The following is a 21,256-nucleotide window of genomic DNA, read 5'->3' as shown; positions in this document are numbered from 1 at the left end:
ACAGGCTCGCCACTGCCCCTGGAGGAATTCTGGGAAGAGGGTGGTCGTGCCCTTTCCGAACCGGCTCTGGTCGTCGATGTCGACGGGTTCGAAGGTCCGCTCGACCTTCTTCTTCATCTGGCGCGCGGGCAAAAAGTCGATCTGGCGCGCATCTCCGTTCTGGCGCTTGCCGAGCAATATCTGGTGTTCATCGCGCACGCTCGTCATCTGCGAATCGAGCTGGCGGCCGACTATCTGGTGATGGCCGCCTGGCTTGCCTTCCTGAAATCAAAGCTTCTCATTCCCCACAAAAAAACGGACGACGGCCAGAGCGGCGACGAACTCGCCGCCATTCTCCAGTTCCGCCTGAGCCGCCTCGAAGCGATGCGGGGCGCGGCGGCAAGGCTCATGAACCGCGACCGCCTCGGGCGCGACGTTTTTGCGCGCGGCATGCCCGAGCGAACCACGATCCGCCGCGAAAGCACCTATTCCGCGTCACTCTACGATCTCTTGACGGCATACGCCTCGCAGCGCCAGCGGACCGCAGTGACCAATGTGCGTGTCGCAAAGCGGGGCGTCTGGTCGCTCAAGGAGGCGCGCGATATCCTGATTCGGTTGATCGGCGGTTTCGACGACTGGATCGCGCTCGATAGCTTTCTGATCGAACATGCCATTGCGCCGCAGGAGCGCCGGACAGCGATCGCCAGTTCGTTTGCCGCCACGCTCGAACTCGTTCGGGAAGGCACATTTCAGATGCGCCAGGACGGCGCGTTCGCTCCGCTCTATCTCAAGACGAAGGCGAACTGAGATGGATCGAAACTCCGGCAAGGTAATCGCCTTTTCGGCCCAGCCGGGCGGAAATGCCGCCGATCCGGATCTGTTCCAGGTCGTTCGGATGGCCGAGGCGCTCATTTTCGCGTCGAGCGAACCCGTGCCGATGCGTCGTCTGACGGAAAAGCTTCCGCCGGAAACGGATGTCGCGCTCGTGCTCTCAGAGTTGCAGAAGCTTTATGCCATGCGCGGCGTCAATCTCGTGCGGGTGGGCGAGGGATGGGTGTTCCGGACGGCAGCCGACCTGTCCTTCCTTCTGGCACGCGATGAGGTGCGGGAGCGGAAATTGTCGCGCGCCGCGCTCGAGGTTCTGGCGATCGTCGCCTATCACCAGCCGGTCACGCGGGCAGAGATGGAAGACATTCGCGGCGTCGAGACGGCCAAGGGCACACTCGATACGCTTTTGGAAACGGGGTGGGTGCGTATGCGCGGGCGTCGCAAGACGCCGGGCCGACCGGTGACCTACGGCACGACCGAAGCATTTCTGGACCATTTCGGATTGGCGGAAATCCGGGATCTTCCGGGGGTGGACGAATTGCGCGGGGCGGGGCTGCTGTCGGCCCGTCCGCCCGCAGGTCTGCAGGTTCCCACACCGCCGGCCGACCCCGGCCTTTACGGCGAGGACGAAGAGCCGCTGACCGATATCGACCTTGAGGAACTCGGCCTGTTGACACCCAAGGTCGAGGATGATTGACCCGAAGCGCCGCGAAACGCGGCTTCGGAGGTCCGGTGTCTGAAACGATGGAACGCAAGCATAACGGGCATGTGACGGCTGGCGTGACCTTTGCGGCACGGCTTGCCTTCGAGAACGTATCGCATGACTTCACGCCGACGGCACCCGTTCTGCGCAATGTTTCTCTGGCGGCGGAAGCCGGGGAAGTTCTGTGCCTGCTCGGCCCGTCCGGTTCCGGCAAGACGACGCTTTTGCGCATCGCGGCGGGCCTTGAGACACCGACCGGCGGCCGCCTGCTTCTCAACGATCGCATCATCTGCGGGCCGGGCGTCTTCGTGCCCCCGGAGAAGCGATCGATCGGACTGGTCTTTCAGGACTTCGCCCTGTTTCCGCATCTGACCATTCTCGACAATGTGAAGTTCGGCCTGACGGCACTGTCTCGGGAAGAGGCGCGTCGCGAAGCCCTGATCGCGCTGGAGCGCGTCGGGCTCGAAACCTATGCGGCCTCCTATCCGCACGCATTGTCGGGCGGCGAGCAGCAGCGCGTCGCGCTTGCCCGCGCAATCGCGCCGCGACCGGGCGTTTTGTTGATGGACGAACCGTTTTCGGGGCTCGACTCGCGTTTGAAGGATTCCGTGCGGGCCGAAACGCTTGCCATTTTGCGTCAAAGCCGCTCCACGGCCGTCGTGGTCACTCACGATGCGGAGGAGGCGATGCGCATGGGCGACCGCATCGCGCTCTTGAAGGATGGCGAACTCGTCCAGACGGGAACCGGAGAGGAATTGTTCGACACGCCGGTCAATCTGTTCGCCGCCGGCTTTTTCTCCGAGTTGAATATTTTTGAAAGTCGCGCACTGTCCGGCAGGGTCGAAACGCCCATCGGTATTTTTGACGCAAACGGCTTTCAGGATGGTGCCAGAGTGTCCGTGGCAACACGTCTTTCTGCATTTGACGTGTCGGAAACCGTTGGCGAAGTGCCCGCTCGGGTGCTATCACGCCGGTTCCTGGGTGGGGTGGAATTGCTTGAACTGGCCGTGCAGGGGGCCGAGCGGACCGTTCGCGCACGAATTCGCTGCGGCGCATTGGCGCGGGGTAGCCGGGATGTCAGGCTCGATGTCAGGGTATCGGACGTTCTGGTGTTTGAAAGCCGCTCCGAAAACGCATAAGTCGATAACGAACGAATGTTCGAAAGAGAGTGAACATGGGTAGTTTTTCCGTTTGGCACTGGCTCATCGTGCTTGTCGTCGTCCTTCTTCTTTTCGGACGCGGCAAGATTCCCGAACTGATGGGCGACATGGCCAAGGGCATCAAGAGCTTCAAGAAGGGCATGGCGGACGACGAACCGGTCGGCACCAAGACGCTCGATCATCGCGCCGACGAGCCGGTTGAGCCTGTCGCGAAGGACAAGGTCGGCAAGACCTCGTCCTGATCGCCGGCGGGCGACGTTCGGAACGGGCAGCAGCCTTTCCGTCCTATGCCCGAGCGAAGCTGCTTGCCTCCTTGCGCCCAGGCCGGCGCAAGGCGATCGAAGGGCTGTGTCCCTGACACGGAAATGAGTGATGTTCGATTTGAGCTGGTCCGAAATCCTGATCATCGCGATCGTTCTGATCGTGGTCGTCGGCCCGAAGGATTTGCCGCGCGTCCTTCGCAGCTTCGGCAAGACGATGTCGAAGGTCCGCTCCATGGCGGGCGATTTCCGAAAGCAGTTCGACGAGGCGCTCAAGGAAGCCGAGCTCGACGATTTGAAGTCGCTGGCCGATGACGCACGCAAGCTCAATCCGGCGTCCGAAATCCGCAAGGCGCTGAACCCGATGGAGCAGGCCGCCAAAGACGTGCGCGCCGGCGTCGACAAGGCGATGAAGCCGGCCACCCCGATCTCGGCGGAAAAGCCCGCATCGACACCGCAGCCGGCCGAGCCGCAAAAGGCAGGTGCCGCCGCGCTCCCCGAAGGTCTGGCCTCGAAACCCGACATTCCCGCGAAAGCTACTGGTGAACCGGTGAAGGCGGCCAAGCCGCCCCGCAAAGCACCGGCCAAGGCAAATGGCGTAGCCGCCAAGCATGCGGCCAGCGCGAAGCCGAAGGCCGCGCCTGCGGCGAAAAAGACGACAACTGTAAAGGCGACGGCGACAAAGTCCGCCGCCGCAAAGGCGAAGGCGGACAAGTGAGCAAGCCGGACACCGATTTGGAGGAAAGCTCCGCTCCTTTGCTCGATCATCTCATCGAGCTGCGTTCGCGTCTTATCCGCGCTCTCATCGGCTTCTTCATCGCCTTTCTCGTCTGCTTCTTCTTCGCGCGCGAACTGTTCATCCTGCTCGTCGTCCCGTTTCAGTGGGCGACGGAATGGGCCGGGTTCAATCCCGATCAGGTGGATTTGATCTACACCGCGCCGCAGGAATTCTTCTTCACGCAGATCAAGATCGGCATGTTCGGCGGCATGGTTCTCGCCTTTCCGCTGATCGCGACGCAGCTCTACAAATTCGTTGCTCCCGGTCTCTACAAGAACGAGCGTTCGGCCTTTCTGCCGTTTCTTGTTGCATCGCCCATCCTGTTTCTGATGGGGGCGGCACTGGTATATTTCTTCTTCACGCCCATGGTCATGTGGTTCTTCCTGTCGATGCAGCAGGTCGGGCCGGGGCAGGAGATCCAGATTTCGCTCCTGCCGCGCGTGTCGGAATATCTCAGCCTCATCATGACGCTGATCTTCGCATTCGGGCTGGTGTTCCAGTTGCCCGTCGTGACGACGCTGATGGCCCGCGTCGGGCTTCTTTCGGCGCAGGCGCTGGTGGACAAACGCAAGCTGATGATCGTCGCTGCCTTCGTCGTCGCGGCCGTGATCACGCCGCCCGATCCGATCAGCCAGATCGGTCTTGCACTGCCGACCATCCTTCTCTACGAGGTCTCCATCTGGATTGTCCGCCGGATCGAGCGCACGCGCGAACAGGAACGCATCGCCCGCGAAGCGGCGGAGGCCGCATCCTCCGAGGCCTGACGCAGTTGGCGCAGCCTGTCGCGGCCAGTCCCAAACCGACCACCGGGACGACCTGAAATGCTCGATATCAAATGGATTCGCGAGAAGCCGGAAGCGCTCGCCGCAGCGCTCGTCAAGCGCAACTGGACGAAGGACGAGGCCGACCGCACGGTCGACGGGATCATCGCACATGACGAGGCGCGCCGCGCCCATCTCGTCACCCTTCAGGAAAAGCAGGAGCGTCGCAACGCCGCCTCGAAAGAGATCGGCAATGCGATGCGCTCGGGCGACATGGTGCTTGCGGACAGGCTCAAGGCCGAAGTCGCCGACATCAAGAGTTTCGTGCAGAACGGCGAGGCGACCGAACGCGATCTCGACGCCAAGCTGCATGACGCGCTGGCCGTGCTGCCCAATATCCCGCTGGACGACGTGCCGCTCGGCAAGGACGAGGCCGACAACGTCGAGGTCCGCCGCGTCGGCGAGGGCAAGCGCAAATCCAACTGGACGCGCGAGCATTTCGAGATTGGCGAGGCTTGGGGCCAGATGGATTTCGAGCGTGCCGCGAAGCTTTCCGGCTCACGTTTCACCGTGCTGTCCGGCGAGATCGCCCGGCTCGACCGGGCGCTCGGCCAGTTCATGCTCGACCTGCACACGACCGAGCATGGCTATACCGAGGTCCTGCCGCCGCTTCTCGTGCGCGACGAGGTGCTGTTCGGGACAGGCCAGTTACCGAAGTTTGGCGATGATCTGTTTTTCACGCCGCATGGCGAGGGCAGGCTCGGCCTCATTCCAACCGCCGAAGTTTCGCTCACCAATCTCGTGCGTGAGGAAATCCTCGCCAATGACAGGCTGCCGCTGCGCTACACCGCGCTGACGCCGTGCTTCCGCTCCGAGGCCGGATCGGCAGGCCGCGACACGCGCGGCATGCTGCGCCAGCACCAGTTCTACAAGGTCGAACTGGTTTCGATCACTGCACCTGACGCATCCATTGCCGAGCACGAGCGCATGACGGAATGCGCCGAAATGGTGCTGAAGCGCCTGGAACTGCCGTTCCGCACCGTGACGCTTTGCACGGGCGACATGGGGTTCGGCGCGCGCAAGACCTACGACATCGAGGTCTGGCTGCCGGGACAGGACACCTATCGCGAGATTTCGTCCTGCTCGGTCTGCGGCGATTTCCAGGCGCGGCGCATGAATGCGCGCTACCGCAAGGCGGATGGCAAGGGCGTCGGTTTCGTCCACACGCTGAACGGTTCGGGCACGGCCGTCGGGCGCGCGCTGATCGCCGTGATCGAAAATTATCAGAACGAGGACGGCACCGTCACGGTCCCGCAAGCTTTGCGTCCTTATATGGGCGGGCTGGAAAAGATCGGAAATCGATAAAGGAGACTGCCTTGCGTATTCTGCTCACCAATGACGACGGCATACACGCCGAAGGGTTGAAGGTTCTGGAGCGGATCGCGGGGCAACTTTCCGACGATGTGTGGACCGTCGCGCCCGAGACCGACCAATCGGGGTTCGCGCATTCGCTGTCCCTGTCGGAGCCCTTGCGTATGCGCAAGATTTCCGACCGGCATTTCGCCGTGCGGGGAACGCCGACGGACTGCGTCATCATGGGCGTGCGCGAGATTCTGCCCGAGCCGCCGGACCTCGTCTTGTCGGGCGTCAATTCCGGGGCGAATGTCGCGGATGACGTGACCTATTCGGGCACCGTCGCCGGCGCGATGGAGGGAACGCTGCTCGGCATCCCCTCGATCGCGCTCAGCCAGGGCTACAACGTCACCGAAGAGGGGCGCACGCTTTACTGGGAGACGGCGGAAAGGCATGCGCCTGCAATCCTGAAACGGGTGCTCGACGCAGGCATTCAGCCCGGTATTTTCCTCAACATCAATTTCCCGAACTGCCCGCCCGATGAGGTCAAGGGAACGCTCGTGACCAATCAGGGCAAGCGCGTTCATGGGCTGTGGCTCGACAAGCGCCGGGACGGACGCGGCTTTCCCTATTATTGGCTGCGGTTCGGCCGCGAGCCTTCGGAAATCCGTGAAGGAACCGATCTGGCCGCGCTTCGCGATCAGCACATCTCGGTCACGCCGCTCCATCTCGATCTCACCGCGAACGAGGTGAAGGACCAGTTGAAGAAGGCGCTCGCGTAATGAACGATTCGACCGAGCGCGAGGGTTTCGCCGCTTTCCTCCTGCGCGCACGCGCGCTCGGCATCACCGGTCGCGAATTGATCGCCGCCATAGAGGCGACGCCGCGCCAGAATTTCGTACCGGACCAATGGCGCGATGATGCCTGGTCACGCCGGATGGTGCCGATCGAATGCGGCGAGACGATCGAGGGCATCGATCTCCAGGCGCAGTGCCTCTCGGCGCTCGGTCTCCAGTCGGGGCAGCGGGTCTGCGAAATCGGAACCGGGTCAGGCTATACGGCCGCCGTCATGGCGCGAATCGCTGGCAGGGTGTTTTCGCTCGAGCGCTACAAGACACTCGCCGAGCAGGCGCTGGGCCGGCTGGAAACGCTGGGCCTGCACAACGGCATCGTGCGGCATGCGGACGGGCTGGCTGATGTCGCGATCGAAGGCCCGTTCGATCGAATCATCGCCTGGTGTTCGTTCGATGCGCTGCCGCGTCATTTCGTGGATCAATTGTCCTCGAACGGCGTGATGGTGGCCGCAATCGGCCCGGCGGAAGATGAACAGGCATTGGCGCGGCTGACCAAGGTCGGAAGCCGTTTCGAGCGCGAGGATATCGGACGTGTTCGTTTTCAGCCGATCGTGAAGGGCGTTGCCGCCTCTATCTGATTTCCTGCAAATCGCCGCAAATAAGCCGCGGAATTTAACCCGGCAGTAAGATTAACGCGCTTTAATCCAGACAGTTGGTATTGGGTAATTGCGGGTTCTGCCATGTGCTTCGGCCTTTCTCATCAGACGCGACGGATACTTCTGCGCAGCGCCGCAGTGGCTGCAATCGGCGGGGTTGCCGCAGGCTGCAGTTCCAATGTCCAGCGGTTTCAGGATTCGCTGTTTACCAGTTCATCGCCGCAGACGGCGGCAGTCGCCCCGGTCTCCCAGCCCTATCCGGGCAATGTCGACCAGACCTATACCGGTTCGGTTGCGCAGAATGGCGGCCGTGCCGCTCCGGTGCCCCAGGCCAACGTTCAAGGTGGCCAGCCCGTCTATGCCGCTCAGCAGCCTCAGCAGCCGGTCTATCAGCAGCAGCCGATGTATTCGGGCCAGCCGGCAGGTGATTCGCAGGTTGCCCGCTCGACGCTTGCGCCTCCGTCCGGCCAGCAGAACGTCGCCGCTCCGCAGGTGAACCAGCCCGCGCCGATGCAGCCGGCATCTAACGGGTTGCCGGCGCCGACGCAGCCCGGCCAAAGCCAGGTCGCGGTGCTGCCGCAGACGCCGAACGTGAATCAGGCAAATACGCTCCAGCAGCCGCAGGCGTCGCCCGCGCCGGGTGCATCGGGGAGCGGTTCGTCCTATACGGTGGTTTCGGGTGACACATTGTCCGCCATTTCACGGCGCACCGGCGTCAGCGCCGACGCGATCAAGCGTGCCAACAATCTCGACAGCGGCCTGATCCGCATCGGACAGTCCCTGACCATTCCGGCGGGCGGTTCGCAGTCGGCGACCACGCAGGTAGCAAGCACGCCGCCGCAGCGCACGGATCCCGTTCAGACAGCGTCCATGCCCGCTCCGCAGCAGCCGTCGACGACGACTGAACAAGCGCAGGAAGCGGCTTACGCGCCATCGGCGGCAGCTCCATCGATCGAATCGGCAGCGCGCGACACCGCGGCCGCCGCGGCGCCGAACGCCACCGGCGTCGCAAAGATGCGCTGGCCGGTCCGCGGCCGCGTCATCTCCAATTTCGGCTCCGGAGCCAGTGGTGACGGCATCGATATCTCCGTGCCGCAGGGCACGCCGGTCATGGCCGCCGAAAACGGCGTCGTCATCTATGCCGGCGACGGCCTGAAGGAATTCGGCAATACCGTACTCGTGCGCCACGATGACGGGCTGGTCACGGTCTACGGCCATGCCAGCGACCTGAAAGTCGCACGCGGCGAAAAGGTCACGCGCGGTCAGCAGATCGCAACGTCCGGCATGAGCGGCAATGCGGATGCGCCGAAGCTGCGTTTTGAAGTTCGCAAGGACTCGAGCCCCGTGAACCCGGCCGGCTATCTCGAATAACAAGACCGCATACGACGCGGTCTAATGTTCTCCAGTCCAGATTGCGTCTGCCCGTCCCGCTTGCGGGGCGGGCATTTATCTGTTTTTACGCATGTGTTTGGCCCGAAACCGGTTCCACTTTCCGGAGACAGGCGTCAGCCCAGCCTGCGACCAAGGCGTCCAGCGACATCCTGAATGAACTGCCACGCCACGCGGCCGGACCGTGCGCCGCGCGTGGTCGCCCATTCGAGCGCGTCGCGATGCAGTTTGTCGCGCTCGACCGCAAGGTCGAAATGGGCGGCATAGCCGTCGACCATGGCGAGGTAGTCGTCCTGCGAACATTTGTGGAAGCCGAGCCACAGGCCGAAACGATCGGACAGGGACACCTTTTCCTCCACCGCTTCCGACGGATTGATCGCGGTCGACCGCTCGTTCTCGATCATGTCGCGCGGCAGGAGGTGGCGCCTGTTGGAGGTGGCATAGAAAACCACGTTTTCCGGACGTCCCTCGACGCCGCCTTCGAGTGCGGCCTTGAGTGACTTGTAGGACGTGTCGTCATGGTCGAAGGACAGGTCGTCACAAAACAGGATGAAGCGGAATGGCGTATCCTTCAAAAGGCCGAGCAGCCTGGGCAGCGTATCGATGTCCTCGCGATGGATTTCGATCAGCTTGAGCGTGTCATCGCCGACCCGGCCGGCGGCGTCGGCATGGGCTGCCTTGACGAGCGACGATTTCCCCATGCCGCGCGCGCCCCATAGAAGCACGTTGTTGGCGGCTGCGCCCGATGCGAAGCGCAGCGTGTTGTCGAGAAGGATGTCGCGGACCCGGTCGACGCCCCGGATCAGGTCGATCCCGATGCGGCTGACGCGGGTTACCGGATCGAGCGCGAGGCTATCGGCATTCCACACGAAGCAATCGGCGGCTCCGAACTCCGGTGCTTGCGGGGTGGGCGGCACGATCTTTTCCATGGCGTTCGCCAGGCGGTCCAGCCTGGCCACCAGTGCGGCGACATCATCACGTTCCAATTCGGCTTCTCCGGTCGCATTCTCGTTCGCTGCGGCTCTATCACGCAGGGGCAGATGCGCAAAGCGGTGTAACGAGCGGCAACAAGAGTTGCATTGATCGGCCCAGCGACTATATTCGCGCCGATTTCATGGGGCCGCGCATCGCGGTCCTTCGCATATTTTGACCAGGAGCACCCAATGTTCGTGACCCCCGCATATGCGCAGGCAGCAGGTGGCGGAGCCCCAGACATTTTCATCAGCGTTCTGCCCTTCCTCCTGATCTTCGTGATCATGTATTTCCTCATCATCCGCCCGCAGCGGACGCAGATGAAGAAGCGGCAGGAAATGCTGGGCGCGATTCGGCGCGGCGACACCGTCGTCACCGGCGGCGGTCTGATCGGCAAGGTCACGAAGGTGACCGACGACAACGAACTCGAGGTTGATCTCGGCAATGGCGTGAAGGTCGTCTCCCTGCGTTCGATGATCGCCGACGTGCGCGTCAAGGGCGAGCCGGTCGCGAACCAGAACGCCAAGAAGTAGTCGCAATTGGGGGGCACGACTTGTTTCGGATCCCCGAAGGCGAAGATGGCATAACCCGCGAGGTGGGAACCGTTTGTCGGTCGGGGTCATGCTTTTTCGATGAAGGCGCCGCCGCGTTTCGCGTTGGCGCCTTGAACCATTGAGGCCGCATCGGAACGGCCGGAGCCATAAAGGCCCGTTCGCCCGGATGCCCTAACCGCATATGAGCCCCGCAACCGGTGTGGCCTGTGCCTGGAACGAGACCCGATGCTTTACTTTCCCCGCTGGAAGTCGATCCTGATCTGGCTGACCATTGCCGTCGGCGTCGTCCTGGCTGCGCCGAACATGTTCCCGCAATCGACGCTGAACGCACTGCCGGACTGGCTGCCGAAGCGTCAGATGACGCTGGGTCTCGACCTGCAGGGTGGCTCGCATATGCTGCTTCAGATCGACCGGCAGGGCATGGTCAATGACAGGCTCGAAACGCTTCGCGACGACGTTCGCACGACGTTGCGCAGTGCAAATGTCGGCTATACGGGCCTTTCCGACAGCGGCAGCACGGTTCAGGTGCGGGTGCGCGATGCGGATCAGGTCGCAGCCGCGCGCGCGGCGCTCCAAGCGCTTGCCGAGCCCGTTTCATCGGGGCTTTTCGGCACCGGCGTCGTCACCGAAGTCAATCTGACCGAGTCCGAGCCGGGCCTTTTCCGCCTCTCGCTGAGCGACGAGGGCATCGCCTACCGGCTGAACAACGCGCTCAACCAGTCGATCGAGGTGGTCGGCCGGCGTGTCAACGAACTCGGTACGACCGAACCGATCATCCAGCGTCAGGGAGCGGATCGCATCCTCGTACAGGTGCCCGGTCTTCAGGACCCGGAGCGCCTCAAGGAAATTCTCGGCCAGACGGCACAGCTCACCTTTCAGATGGTCGACGTTACCAATGACGTTCAGGACGCATTGAACACGCGTCCGCCGGCCGGCACGCGCATTCTCTATTCCTCCGATGAGCCGCGCGTTCCCTATCTGATCGAAAACCGGGTGATCGTCTCGGGCGAAAACCTGATCGACGCGCAGGCGTCCTTCGACCAGCGCACCAACGAACCGGTCGTGTCGTTCCGCTTCGACAATCAGGGCGCGACACGTTTCGGTCAGGCGACCCAGCAAAATGTCGGGCGGCCCTTCGCCATCGTCCTCGACAACGAGGTGATTTCCGCACCGCGCATCAACGAGCCGATCCTCGGCGGCACGGGCCAGATTTCAGGCAGCTTCACCGTTCAGGGCGCCAACGACCTTGCCGTGCTGTTGCGCGCAGGCGCGCTGCCGGCCGATCTCGACATCATCGAGGAGCGCACGGTCGGTCCGAGCCTTGGCCAGGATTCGATCGAGGCCGGACTTATGGCGACGATCGTCGGCGGACTGCTCGTCGTTGCGGCGATGTTCCTGATCTACGGGCGGCTGGGTCTCATCGCCAACATCGCGCTTGCTGCGAATTTGGCGCTTCTCGTGGCCACGCTGACCATGCTCGGCGCTACGCTGACACTTCCGGGCATCGCGGGTATCGTTTTGACGGTAGGCGTCGCCGTCGATTCCAACGTTATCATTTTCGAGCGCGTTCGTGAGGAAGTCGCGCGAGGGAGGTCGTTGGTTCAGGCTCTCGATCAGGGATTCCAGCGGGCGCTCAACACGGTCGTCGACGCCAACCTGACATCGCTCATCGTTGCGGGCATCCTGTTCTATATGGGAACCGGTCCGGTACGCGGCTTTGCTGTGACGCTTGCCATCGGCATCATTACGACGGTCTTCACGGCCTATACCTTCACGCGCTTCCTGATCGCGATCTACTGGCTGAAGAAGTTCAAGCCGACACAATTGCCGGCCGGGCTCGTCCATTACCTGCCGCTGGAAGCCAAGATCCCATTCATGAAGTTTCGCAATCTCGCTTTCGGGCTTTCTGCGGCGCTTTCGCTTGCCGTTGTCGCGATCTTCTTCCTCGTGCCGTTCAATTACGGAATCGATTTCCGGGGTGGATCGAGCATCGAGGTGCAGGCGCGCACCGGTGAAGCCGATGTCGGCGACGTGCGCAGCCGCCTTCTCGATCTCGACATTGGCGAGGTTCAGGTGCAGGAATTCGGCAGCCCGAACGAACTCCTGATCCGTATCGGCAGTCAGGACGCGGAAAGCGATACGGCCGAGCAGGCTGCCGTCCAGCAGGTGCGATCTGCTTTGGAGAACGAATACGAATTCCGTCGTGTCGAGATCGTCGGACCCACCATTTCCAGCGAACTGGCGCGCACGAGCACGATCGGCATCATCCTGTCCATGATAGGTATGCTCATCTATATCTGGGCGCGGTTCGAGTGGCAGTTCGGCGTGGGCGCAATCGTTTCGACACTGCACGACGTCATCATGATCATCGGTGTCTATCTCCTGCTGGGTCTGGAGATGAACCTTATAGCCATAGCCGCGATTTTGACGGTCATCGGCTATTCGATCAACGATACGGTCGTTATCTACGATAGAATTCGTGAAAATCTGCGGCGTTACAAGAAGATGCCGCTCGATGAATTGATCAACCTTTCGCTCAACCAGACACTTTCCCGCACCTTGTTGACGGGGGTGACGACGCTGCTCGCACTCACCGCGCTTTATTTGTTTGGTGGTGAGGTGCTGGCGGTATTCGTGTTCCCGATCATCATCGGTATCTTTATCGGTACATACTCGTCTGTCTTCATTGCTGGGCCGATGCTCGTCATCTTCAAGCTGCGGCCGGACATTTTCGATACGGCCGATGAAAAAGAGAAGGCCGCGAAAGCACAGGCTCAGCAGACCGAAGGACGTCAGCTTCCGGTTGGCGAATGATGTCCAGCGGACTGATCATCCGGGATGCGCATTTTCCCGGCCGTGCGCCGATCGACGCCTATGGCAATGGGGGATTCCGCTTTGCCGACATGTCGCATCGCGGATCGATCCTGTGCCTGCCGTCCGGCATACACGGCTGGGAGCCTGCCGACCGGGATGTGCTGACGGCGGAAGATTTCGCGCGTGTCATCGATGAGGCGGGCGACATCGAAATCCTGCTGGTCGGCATGGGGCCTGATCTCAAGCCGCTGCCGGTCGGCTTGCGCCAGCGCCTGCGCGAGGCCGGTATCGGGGCCGACCCGATGTCGACCGGTGCGGCGGTGCGCACCTTCAATGTTCTTCTCGCGGAGGAACGTGCGGTCGCCGCTGCGCTGATCGCGGTCGATTGATGGACTGGGCGTCAACGGTACGGGAGGTCGATCCCGACCGCTACTTCGCGACGCTCTTCGCGCCGGCCGACCGCCGTGACGCCCTCTTGTCGCTTTATGCCTTCGATGCCGAGATCGCGTCGCTTCGGCGCAAGGTGCGCGAAGGCATGGCCGGCGAAATACGGCTGCGCTGGTGGTCCGATGCTCTTTCGGCTCCGGCTACGGAGCGGTCCGGCAATCCTCTTGCCGATGCGCTCAAAGAGACGATCGAACGCCATCACTTGCCGCGTGAGGCTTTCAATACCTATCTCGATGCGCGGATCGCCGATCTGTACGACGATCCCTTCGCCACCCGCACCGATCTGGAAGCCTATGCCGGCCAAACGGCCGGGCTGATCATGCAGCTTGCCTGCCTGATCCTTTCACAAGGCAACGCGCATCGGGCTGCCGATGCGTGCGGCCACGGCGGATGCCTGTCGGTTCTGGATCATCTTCTTCGCGCGCGACTTCGCCCACATTCATTGCTGCCAGACGATATTCTCGCAGCGGTCGGCGTTGGTCGCGCCGATATGGGTGACGACGATCTTCCAGCGGCTCTCGCCGGCGCCATGCGTGCATTGGCGCTCGAACATGCCGGCGCATTTCTCAAGGCCGCCGATGCCGCGCCTGCCGAAGTCCGGGCGGCCTTCGTTCATCTCGCGCCGCGCCTTGCGCCAGGCGCGCACCCCGGACGTTTGCGTCGGCAGTGGTCGATGCTCAAAGTGGCAACGCGCGGCTGGCCGCAACGGATATAGCGAATGACTATTCGGCGGCCTGCGCCGCCTGCTCGATGCCGAGCCACGCGCGGGCATCCGCAAGGGCGCGGGCGCTCGTGGCCTTCTTTTTCGCGATCGACTTGTCCTTGCCGCGAAACCGTCCCTCGAAGTCGTCCGGTTTAAGCTTCGTGCCCGGTTCCAGCGGCGGGAACAGGCCGAAATTTACGTTCATCGGCTGGAACGAACGCTTGCCCGGCTCGTCGTCCGATGTGATGTGGCCACCGGTGATGTGGTTCAAAAGCGCGCCGAAGGCTGTCGTGACAGGCGGCAGGGCCAACGGCCTGCCGAGGCGCTCGGCAGCGGCGAAACGTCCGGCAAGAAGCCCGATGGCGGCGCTTTCGACATAGCCTTCGCAGCCTGTGATCTGGCCGGCGAAACGCAGGCCCGGCCGCGACTTCAGTTGCAGCGAGCCGTCGAGCAATGTCGGCGAATTGAGATAGGTGTTGCGGTGCAGCCCGCCGAGCCGTGCGAATTCGGCATTTTCCATGCCGGGGATCATCTTGAAGATGCGGGTCTGCTCGGCATATTTCAGCTTCGTCTGGAAGCCGACCATGTTGTAGAGCGTGCCGAGCGCATTGTCCTGGCGAAGCTGGACGACGGCATAGGCTTTCACGTCGGGATTGTGCGCGTTGGTTAGGCCCATCGGCTTCATCGGGCCGTGGCGCAAGGTCTCGACGCCGCGCTCGGCCATGATCTCGATGGGCAGGCAGCCGTCGAAATAGGGCGTGCCTTCCCACTCCTTGAATTCGGTCTTACCACCGTCGATCAACTCCTGGACAAAGGCGAGGTACTGCTCCTTGTCCATCGGGCAGTTGATGTAGTCCTTTCCCGTTCCGCCCGGTCCCACCTTGTCGTAGCGCGACTGGAACCAGCAGACATCCATGTCGAGCGAATCGAAATAGACGATCGGCGCGATGGCGTCGAAAAAGGCGAGGGCGTCGGTGCCGGTCGCCGTTGCGATCGCATCGGCAAGCGAGGGCGCGGTGAGCGGGCCGGTCGCGATGATCGTCTGGTCCCAGTCTGCCGGCGGCAGGCCCTCGATCTCCTCGCGGCGGATGGTGATCAGCGGGTGCGCTTCGAGCTTCGCCGTCACCGCATCGGAAAACCCGTCACGGTCGACCGCGAGCGCGCTGCCGGCGGGGACCTGATGCGCGTCGCCGGACGCCATGATGAGCGAATTCGCCAGCCGCATTTCGGCGTGGAGGACGCCGACCGCATTCGTCTCCGCGTCATCCGACCGGAAAGAATTGGAGCAGACCAGTTCGGCCAGCCCTTGCGTCTTGTGTGCATCCGTCCCGCGAACGGGGCGCATTTCATGCAAAATGACGGGCACGCCTGCTTGTGCAAGCTGCCAGGAGGCTTCGGAGCCGGCGAGGCCGCCGCCGATGACGTGTACGGGTTCTTTGCTCATGAGGCGCGAGATAATCCGAACGCGGATGCTTTGCAAATCAAAGCTTCGCAAGGCGCATGAACGAAAACCGTCTTCAAACGCACGACACCCGCCGGTGGGAGGAACCGGCGGGTGTCGCTGTAGGGGACCGACGCGTGGGAGGAGGGATACACGCCGGTCGTCACGCTCGAGCCCCTTGGGAGGAGGAGAGGGGCGAGCGGAGCTACTGAATGTCTTAGACGGCCTTGCGGGCGACGAACGGAATGTCGCCGCGGGCGATGCCGAGGTCGTTCAGTTCGCGGTTGGACAGGCGGCTCAATTCGCTGACGGTGTCGCGGTAACGGCGCCAGTTGCGGTAGTTGCGGATCAGGTTCATTTTCTTGGCTCGTTTCGTTTGCAGTTGTTCTTGCTGTATGACGTGCAGATAATCGAGCAGGTTGCCCAATTGAAGTGCAGTTTCTGCATGTCTCCGATGCAATTGTGCATTGCAGCATTAATTTGCCTCAACGGATGTGGCACAAATTTGAGGCAGCCTTGGTTTCGTCGTATTCGCCGGGCGCTTGAACGGTTGGAAATGCGGCCTGAAGAGGGGAAGAATGTTGCTTCGTCAGCGCGTTGTGCAGCGCGAGATAGATCACTGGCAGGATAATGGACTGATCGACCGCTCAACCGCCGATCGGTTGCGGTCCGATCTGGAGGGGAGGGGCGGCAATGTGCGCGTTGTCGAAACGCTCGTCGTCATGTCCGCAATGCTTTTTGCTGCTGCGATCCTTATCTTCGTCGCGGCGAACTGGGAGGCCATTCCCCGGCTCGCCCGCTGCGCGATGCTCGCGATCGTCATTCTTGCCGCCAATATCGGCGGCGCCTCTCAGATGGTACGCGGCAACCGCCACGTCGCCGAAGGGCTCTGGATCGTGGGCGCTGCGGGTTTCGGTGCGTCGATCGCACTCGTCGGGCAGATGTATCATCTGTCCGGCGACGCGGCCGGTGCATTCCTTATATGGTATGTCGCGACTGCTGCGTCGGCGCTCGCGTTTTCGTCGAGGGCTTTGAGCGCGGTCTGCGTCGGGCTTGCGGTTTCCTGGCTGGCCGCTGAGGCGAGCCAGACGTTTTCGATCTTCTCCACCTATGCCAAGGCGAACCACCTCTATCCGCTTTTGCTTGTCGGGGCCTATCTCGTCTCGTTCCGCACGGGAAGCGTACTTGCCCGTCATGCGGCACTGGTGGCGCTGGTCTTCTATTTCATCTGGCTTTTCGACGATTGGGGTGTTCTGTTCGCCGTCGGGCTGTTGATCGTCTCCATAGGCTTGTTCGTCGTGGCCATTCGCATGCCCGACCCGCTGGATCGCATCGTGCGCCTGAACGGCGGCCTGCCGGTCCACCTTCTCCTTTACGCGATTCTCGCTGCGGCGATGTTGCATTCCGAATGGTATGAAGGCGTCGAACTCGCCGCTTTGGCCGCCGTTCTCTTGGCGCTGCTCGTCGGGGTTCTGCTGGTCGGCGGACGAGAGAGCCGGGCGGTTCGAGGGCTGGTCTATACGGCCTTCGCCGCCGAATTGTCCTTCGTCTATGTCAAGATGGTTGGATCGATGCTGTCGACGGCCGGCTTTCTGCTCGTCGCCGCGCTCGCCTTCGCGGCATTCGCTTTCGTCGTGTCGCGCTTCGAGCGCCGGTTTGCCGTGGAGGCAGCCACATGACAAAGCTTCCGCGCTTCGTCCTTGTCGCTGTTGCCATCTCCTTGCTGCAGATCGCCTTCATCGGATGGATGGTCGCCGGCCGTGCTGCTCTTCTGCGCGATGGAACGGATGTCACACTGGCCGTGGAACCGATCGATCCGCGCGACCTCCTGCGCGGCGACTACGTCGTGCTTTCCTATCCGATATCGCAATTGCGCGGAGATCTCGCTCCGCGAGGCGCCAGCGGCGGGGACACGATCTATGTGCGCGTCGGACCGGGCGAGAACGGTACGTTTCAGCCGGTCGCAGCAAGGCTCGGTTCTCCGCCGGAAGCGGCGCTCGGAGATGGCGAAATCGATATTCGAGGCACAGTGCGCCGTTCCGAATTCGGCTCCGTACACTCCAACTTCGGCATCGAGCGCTTCTATGTGCCCGAGGGTGCCGGGCGCGGGATCGAGGAGGATATGCGGCAGGATCGGTTCGAGGTCGTCCTTGCAGTGGGCAAGGATGGATCGGCTCAGATCAGATCGCTTTTGCATGAAGGACGTCCGGTCTATAGCGATCCGATCTTCTGAGAGCAGGGCAACCGTCAGAAAAAAGCCCGTTTTGACGGCAAATTTCCTTTGATCGATGGGATGCCGATGATATAGACCACCCGGTTTCAAGGGCTGACTGCTGGTGAAGCGGGTGTGGCGGAATTGGCAGACGCACTTGGTTTAGGTCCAAGCGCTGAAAAGCGTGGGGGTTCAAGTCCCTCCACCCGCACCAACGGACACCCGGAGAATGAAATTGAGCGTCGGAATGGCCCGAACCGGGTGGATATGCGGTCGGACGCTCAAGACACAAGAATTTCAGCAGGCTGGGCAGCGCGCCGTCGCGACAGCAGCATGCGCTAAAAAAGGTTGAGAGATGCAGGTTACCGAAACGCTTAATTCCGGGCTGAAGCGCCAGATCAAGGTGTCCGTGCCGGCCAAGGACATGGAAGCCAAGCTCATGGAGCGGCTGTCCGACGCCAAGGGGAAGGTTCGCCTGAACGGCTTCCGCGCCGGCAAGGTCCCGGTCCAGCACCTGCGGAAGATGTACGGCCGCTCCTTCATGGCAGAGGTCGTCAACGAGATCGTCTCGTCCTCGCCGCGCAACATTCTGGCCGAGCGTGGCGAAAAGGCTGCCATGCAGCCCGAGATCACGATGACCGAGGACGAAAAGGAAGCCGAGAAGATTCTCAACGGCGGCCAGGATTTCGAATTCTCGATCGATTACGAAGTCATCCCGGCGATCGAGACGAAAGACCTTTCCGGCATCAAGATCACCCGTCAGGTCTATGATGTGCCGGAAAGCGAGATCGAAGATCAGGTCAAGCAGGTCGCCGCCTCCGCGCGCACCTACGAGACCAAGAAGGGCAAGGCTGCCGACGGCGACCGCGTCACCATCGATTTCGTAGGCAAGATCGACGGCGAGGCTTTCGACGGCGGCTCGGCTGAGGATGCCAACCTCGTGCTCGGCTCCAACCAGTTCATCCCCGGCTTCGAGGATCAGGTCGTGGGCCTCAAGGCCGGCGACGAGAAGACCATTACGGTAACGTTCCCCACCGACTACGGTGCGCAGAACCTTGCCGGCAAGGAAGCGACCTTCGACGTCACCGTCAAGGAAGTCGCCAAGCCGGGCGATCTTGAGATCAACGACGAAGTCGCTCAGCAGCTCGGCCTCGAATCGGCCGAGAAGCTTCGCGAAGTCGTGAAGGGCCAGATCGAGAGCCAGTTCGGCTCGATCACCCGCCAGAAGGCCAAGCGCCAGCTGCTCGACGCACTCGACGAGGAATACAAGTTCGAGGCACCCTCGAAGCTGGTCGAAGCCGAGTTCAACAATATCTGGACGCAGGTCACGCGCGATCTCGAACAGGCCGGACGCTCCTTCGAAGACGAAGAGACGACGGAAGACGAGGCGCGCACTGAATATCAGCGTCTTGCCGAGCGCCGCGTGCGCCTTGGTCTCGTTCTTGCCGAGATCGGCGAGAAGGCCGGCGTTCAGGTGTCGGACGACGAACTTCAGCGCGCTCTCTTCGAGCAGATCCGCCGCGTTCCGCAGCACCAACAGCAGGAAGTCTACGACTTCTACCGCAACAATCCGAGTGCTCTGGCCAATATCCGCGCGCCGCTCTTCGAAGAGAAGGTGGTCGACCATCTCCTGAACGAGGTGAAGGTCGATGACGTCAAGGTGACGCGCGAAGAACTTCTGGCCGACGACGAGGAAGAGGCAGGCGAAAAGCCGGCTTCCGAGAAGAAAGCCGCGCCGAAGAAGAAGGCCGCCGCCAAGGAAAAGGCTGACGACGGCGAGAAGGCCGAGAAAAAGGCTGCGCCGAAGAAGAAGGCTGCCGCCAAGGACAAGGACGCGGAGTAATCCGTCGTTTCGAATAAATGAACAGAAGGGGTCCTCGCGGGCCCCTTCTGCATTTCGGGTAGGGCTTGGCCTTCCATTTTGCACAATCGCGCACGACATTGCGCTACCTGACGGACAAGGGGATTCGCGGATGCGTCGACTGATCTTGGGTTTGACTGTTGCGGGCATGGCGCTGACGGCCGGGCTGGTACATGCGCAGGATGACGCCGGGCGCGGCTTTCTGGATCTGTTCGGCCTGCGCAACGGGCAGCAGGAAAGCCAGGAGCCGCAGGCGGGCGAAGCGCAGCGGCGGCTGCCCTTCAGCCGCGACGAGATCCAGCTTTCCTATGCGCCGCTGGTCGCGGAGGCGGGGCCTGCCGTCGTCAATGTCTATGCTTCGCAGCAGGTGCAGGCGCGCTCGCCTTTCAGGGGTGACCCGTTTTTCGAGCAGTTTTTCAACCGGCAGATGCCGCCGCGCGTCCAGTCCTCTCTGGGCTCCGGCGTGATGGTCGATGCGTCCGGTTATGTCGTCACCAACAACCATGTCATTCGCGATGCCGACGAAGTGCGCGTCGCGCTGCCGGACGGTCGTGAGTTCCAGAGCGAAATCCTTCTGCGCGACGAGTCGCTCGATCTGGCTGTCCTGAAGATCGAAGGCAGCGAGGAGTTCGCCTCCATAGCGCTCGGCGATTCCGACGCGTTGGCAGTGGGCGATCTCGTGCTTGCGATCGGCAATCCGTTCGGCGTCGGCCAGACGACGACGAGCGGTATCGTGTCGGCGCTGGCGCGCACGCATATCGGCATTTCGGATTTCGGGTTCTTCATCCAGACGGATGCCGCCATCAATCCGGGCAATTCGGGCGGCGCGCTCGTCAATATGGGCGGGGAGGTGATCGGCATCAACACGGCGATCTTCAGCCAGACGGGCGGATCGATCGGCATCGGCTTCGCGATCCCTTCCAACATGGTGCGCGCGGTCGTCGATGCCGCCCGGACGGGCGCGGACTATTTCGAGCGGCCCTATATCGGAGCAGGGTTCGAGCCTGTGACGGCGCAGATCGCCGATGCGCTCGGCATGGCGCGCCCGCGCGGGGCACTTGTCTCCAGCGTGACGCCGGACAGCCCCGCGGCAGCAGCGGGACTGCGTCCCGGCGACGTTGTGCTGTCGCTGGACGGCCGTGCGATCGAGCATCCGGATGCGCTGGGTTACCGGCTGGCGACGCTGGCGGTCGGCTCGACGGCCGAACTCGGCGTGCTCAGCCAGTCGCGCGAGACGACATTGCAAATCGAGTTGATCCGCGCGCCGGAGGGTGTGGACGGAGCGGAAATCCAGATCGACGGCAGCAGCCCGTTTGCCGGAACGACCGTCGCCAGCCTGTCGCCGCGTCTTGCGCAGCGTCTGCGCCTGCCCGAGCAGGCGCGCGGCGTGGTCGTCACCTCGATCGATCGCAACTCGCCTGCTGCGGGCCTCGGCCTTCGCCCCGGCGACATCGTTCACGAGGTCAATGGCGAGCAGATCGATTCGACCGCCGTTCTGGAACGCGTGGCTTCGGAGCAGACGCGCTGGTGGCGCTTTACACTGGAGCGCGATGGGCGTCTGTTGCGGCAGGCGATGCGATATTGACAGGCG

General features: G+C 62.5%; 21 protein-coding genes and 1 tRNA gene. 19 read left to right on the top strand and 3 right to left on the bottom strand.

Going from position 1 to position 21,256, the window contains the following annotated elements; genetic code table 11:
- The first annotated feature begins 12 nt into the window (after positions 1 to 12).
- The 10 genes from GTW25_RS06760 to GTW25_RS06715 all read left to right on the top strand — a co-directional run bounded on the left by GTW25_RS06760 (position 13) and on the right by GTW25_RS06715 (position 8,643).
- Positions 13 to 786 carry a segregation and condensation protein A gene (locus tag GTW25_RS06760; protein ID WP_372493086.1) on the top strand — a complete coding sequence of 258 codons (774 nt, stop codon included), beginning with the start codon at positions 13 to 15 and terminating at the stop codon, positions 784 to 786.
- Position 787: 1 nt separating this feature from the next.
- The gene (gene scpB, locus GTW25_RS06755; protein WP_252911183.1) at positions 788 to 1,504 is read left to right on the top strand and encodes an SMC-Scp complex subunit ScpB; all 717 of its coding nucleotides are present in this window, start codon (positions 788 to 790) and stop codon (positions 1,502 to 1,504) included.
- A 47-nt stretch (positions 1,505 to 1,551) separates the two neighbouring features.
- Complete coding sequence (locus GTW25_RS06750) at positions 1,552 to 2,649, top strand: ABC transporter ATP-binding protein (RefSeq protein ID WP_252911444.1); 1,098 nt, start codon at positions 1,552 to 1,554, stop codon at positions 2,647 to 2,649.
- A 35-nt stretch (positions 2,650 to 2,684) separates the two neighbouring features.
- Positions 2,685 to 2,912: a twin-arginine translocase TatA/TatE family subunit gene (locus GTW25_RS06745; RefSeq protein WP_252911182.1), complete on the top strand. Its 228-nt coding sequence runs from the start codon at positions 2,685 to 2,687 to the stop codon at positions 2,910 to 2,912.
- 130 nt (positions 2,913 to 3,042) lie between these two features.
- Complete coding sequence (tatB, locus tag GTW25_RS06740; RefSeq protein WP_252911181.1) at positions 3,043 to 3,648, top strand: Sec-independent protein translocase protein TatB; 606 nt, start codon at positions 3,043 to 3,045, stop codon at positions 3,646 to 3,648.
- Positions 3,645 to 4,472: a twin-arginine translocase subunit TatC gene (tatC, locus tag GTW25_RS06735; protein WP_252911180.1), complete on the top strand. Its 828-nt coding sequence runs from the start codon at positions 3,645 to 3,647 to the stop codon at positions 4,470 to 4,472. Before tatB ends, tatC begins: the two co-directional genes overlap by 4 nt.
- A 57-nt stretch (positions 4,473 to 4,529) precedes the next feature.
- Positions 4,530 to 5,834, top strand: coding sequence for a serine--tRNA ligase (serS, locus tag GTW25_RS06730; RefSeq protein ID WP_252911179.1), 1,305 nt, complete (start codon positions 4,530 to 4,532; stop codon positions 5,832 to 5,834).
- Between the two features lie 11 nt (positions 5,835 to 5,845).
- Positions 5,846 to 6,604 carry a 5'/3'-nucleotidase SurE gene (gene surE / locus GTW25_RS06725; RefSeq protein ID WP_252911178.1) on the top strand — a complete coding sequence of 253 codons (759 nt, stop codon included), beginning with the start codon at positions 5,846 to 5,848 and terminating at the stop codon, positions 6,602 to 6,604.
- Entirely contained in the window at positions 6,604 to 7,254 is a 651-nt protein-coding gene (locus tag GTW25_RS06720; RefSeq protein WP_252911177.1) for a protein-L-isoaspartate(D-aspartate) O-methyltransferase, read from the top strand. The genes surE and GTW25_RS06720 overlap by 1 nt, the downstream gene beginning before the upstream one ends.
- Positions 7,255 to 7,410: 156 nt before the next feature.
- Positions 7,411 to 8,643 (top strand): peptidoglycan DD-metalloendopeptidase family protein, encoded by a 1,233-nt coding sequence (locus GTW25_RS06715; protein WP_308206231.1) that lies wholly within the window; start codon positions 7,411 to 7,413, stop codon positions 8,641 to 8,643.
- A gap of 134 nt (positions 8,644 to 8,777) precedes the next feature.
- Here GTW25_RS06715 and GTW25_RS06710 read toward each other — a convergent pair whose 3' ends face one another.
- Positions 8,778 to 9,590, bottom strand: coding sequence for an ATP-binding protein (locus tag GTW25_RS06710; protein ID WP_372493085.1), 813 nt, complete (start codon positions 9,588 to 9,590; stop codon positions 8,778 to 8,780).
- 234 nt (positions 9,591 to 9,824) lie between these two features.
- Between GTW25_RS06710 and yajC the strand changes: the two genes are divergently transcribed.
- The 4 genes from yajC to GTW25_RS06690 all read left to right on the top strand — a co-directional run bounded on the left by yajC (position 9,825) and on the right by GTW25_RS06690 (position 14,163).
- On the top strand, positions 9,825 to 10,166 hold the full coding sequence (gene yajC, locus GTW25_RS06705) for a preprotein translocase subunit YajC (RefSeq protein ID WP_252911175.1): 342 nt from the start codon (positions 9,825 to 9,827) through the stop codon (positions 10,164 to 10,166).
- Between the two features lie 246 nt (positions 10,167 to 10,412).
- Positions 10,413 to 13,001 (top strand): protein translocase subunit SecDF, encoded by a 2,589-nt coding sequence (gene secDF, locus GTW25_RS06700; protein WP_252911174.1) that lies wholly within the window; start codon positions 10,413 to 10,415, stop codon positions 12,999 to 13,001.
- Complete coding sequence (locus GTW25_RS06695) at positions 13,001 to 13,390, top strand: Mth938-like domain-containing protein (RefSeq protein WP_252911173.1); 390 nt, start codon at positions 13,001 to 13,003, stop codon at positions 13,388 to 13,390. The genes secDF and GTW25_RS06695 overlap by 1 nt, the downstream gene beginning before the upstream one ends.
- Positions 13,390 to 14,163, top strand: coding sequence for a phytoene/squalene synthase family protein (locus tag GTW25_RS06690; RefSeq protein WP_252911172.1), 774 nt, complete (start codon positions 13,390 to 13,392; stop codon positions 14,161 to 14,163). The genes GTW25_RS06695 and GTW25_RS06690 overlap by 1 nt, the downstream gene beginning before the upstream one ends.
- A gap of 7 nt (positions 14,164 to 14,170) precedes the next feature.
- Here GTW25_RS06690 and trmFO read toward each other — a convergent pair whose 3' ends face one another.
- The gene (gene trmFO, locus GTW25_RS06685) at positions 14,171 to 15,595 is read right to left on the bottom strand and encodes a methylenetetrahydrofolate--tRNA-(uracil(54)-C(5))-methyltransferase (FADH(2)-oxidizing) TrmFO (protein WP_252911171.1); all 1,425 of its coding nucleotides are present in this window, start codon (positions 15,593 to 15,595) and stop codon (positions 14,171 to 14,173) included.
- A 214-nt stretch (positions 15,596 to 15,809) separates the two neighbouring features.
- The gene (locus GTW25_RS06680) at positions 15,810 to 15,950 is read right to left on the bottom strand and encodes a DUF1127 domain-containing protein (protein ID WP_252911441.1); all 141 of its coding nucleotides are present in this window, start codon (positions 15,948 to 15,950) and stop codon (positions 15,810 to 15,812) included.
- Positions 15,951 to 16,170: 220 nt separating this feature from the next.
- Between GTW25_RS06680 and GTW25_RS06675 the strand changes: the two genes are divergently transcribed.
- The 5 genes from GTW25_RS06675 (at position 16,171) to GTW25_RS06655 (ending at position 21,250) form a co-directional block, all read left to right on the top strand.
- Positions 16,171 to 17,271 carry a DUF2157 domain-containing protein gene (locus GTW25_RS06675; protein ID WP_252911170.1) on the top strand — a complete coding sequence of 367 codons (1,101 nt, stop codon included), beginning with the start codon at positions 16,171 to 16,173 and terminating at the stop codon, positions 17,269 to 17,271.
- Positions 17,268 to 17,825 carry a GDYXXLXY domain-containing protein gene (locus GTW25_RS06670; RefSeq protein ID WP_252911169.1) on the top strand — a complete coding sequence of 186 codons (558 nt, stop codon included), beginning with the start codon at positions 17,268 to 17,270 and terminating at the stop codon, positions 17,823 to 17,825. Before GTW25_RS06675 ends, GTW25_RS06670 begins: the two co-directional genes overlap by 4 nt.
- 108 nt (positions 17,826 to 17,933) lie before the next feature.
- Positions 17,934 to 18,018, top strand: a tRNA-Leu gene (locus GTW25_RS06665).
- Between the two features lie 141 nt (positions 18,019 to 18,159).
- A complete protein-coding gene (tig, locus tag GTW25_RS06660; RefSeq protein ID WP_252911168.1) occupies positions 18,160 to 19,647 on the top strand; it encodes a trigger factor in 1,488 nt (495 codons plus the stop codon).
- 130 nt (positions 19,648 to 19,777) lie between these two features.
- Entirely contained in the window at positions 19,778 to 21,250 is a 1,473-nt protein-coding gene (locus GTW25_RS06655) for a DegQ family serine endoprotease (RefSeq protein WP_252911167.1), read from the top strand.
- Positions 21,251 to 21,256 lie beyond the last annotated feature (6 nt).

It is taken from the genome of Aliihoeflea aestuarii (genome assembly GCF_024105665.1).
GTDB classification, from domain to species: domain Bacteria; phylum Pseudomonadota; class Alphaproteobacteria; order Rhizobiales; family Rhizobiaceae; genus Aliihoeflea; species Aliihoeflea aestuarii.
Note: the sequence above shows the minus strand (reverse complement) of the source record. Positions and strands in the feature narration are given on the sequence as shown.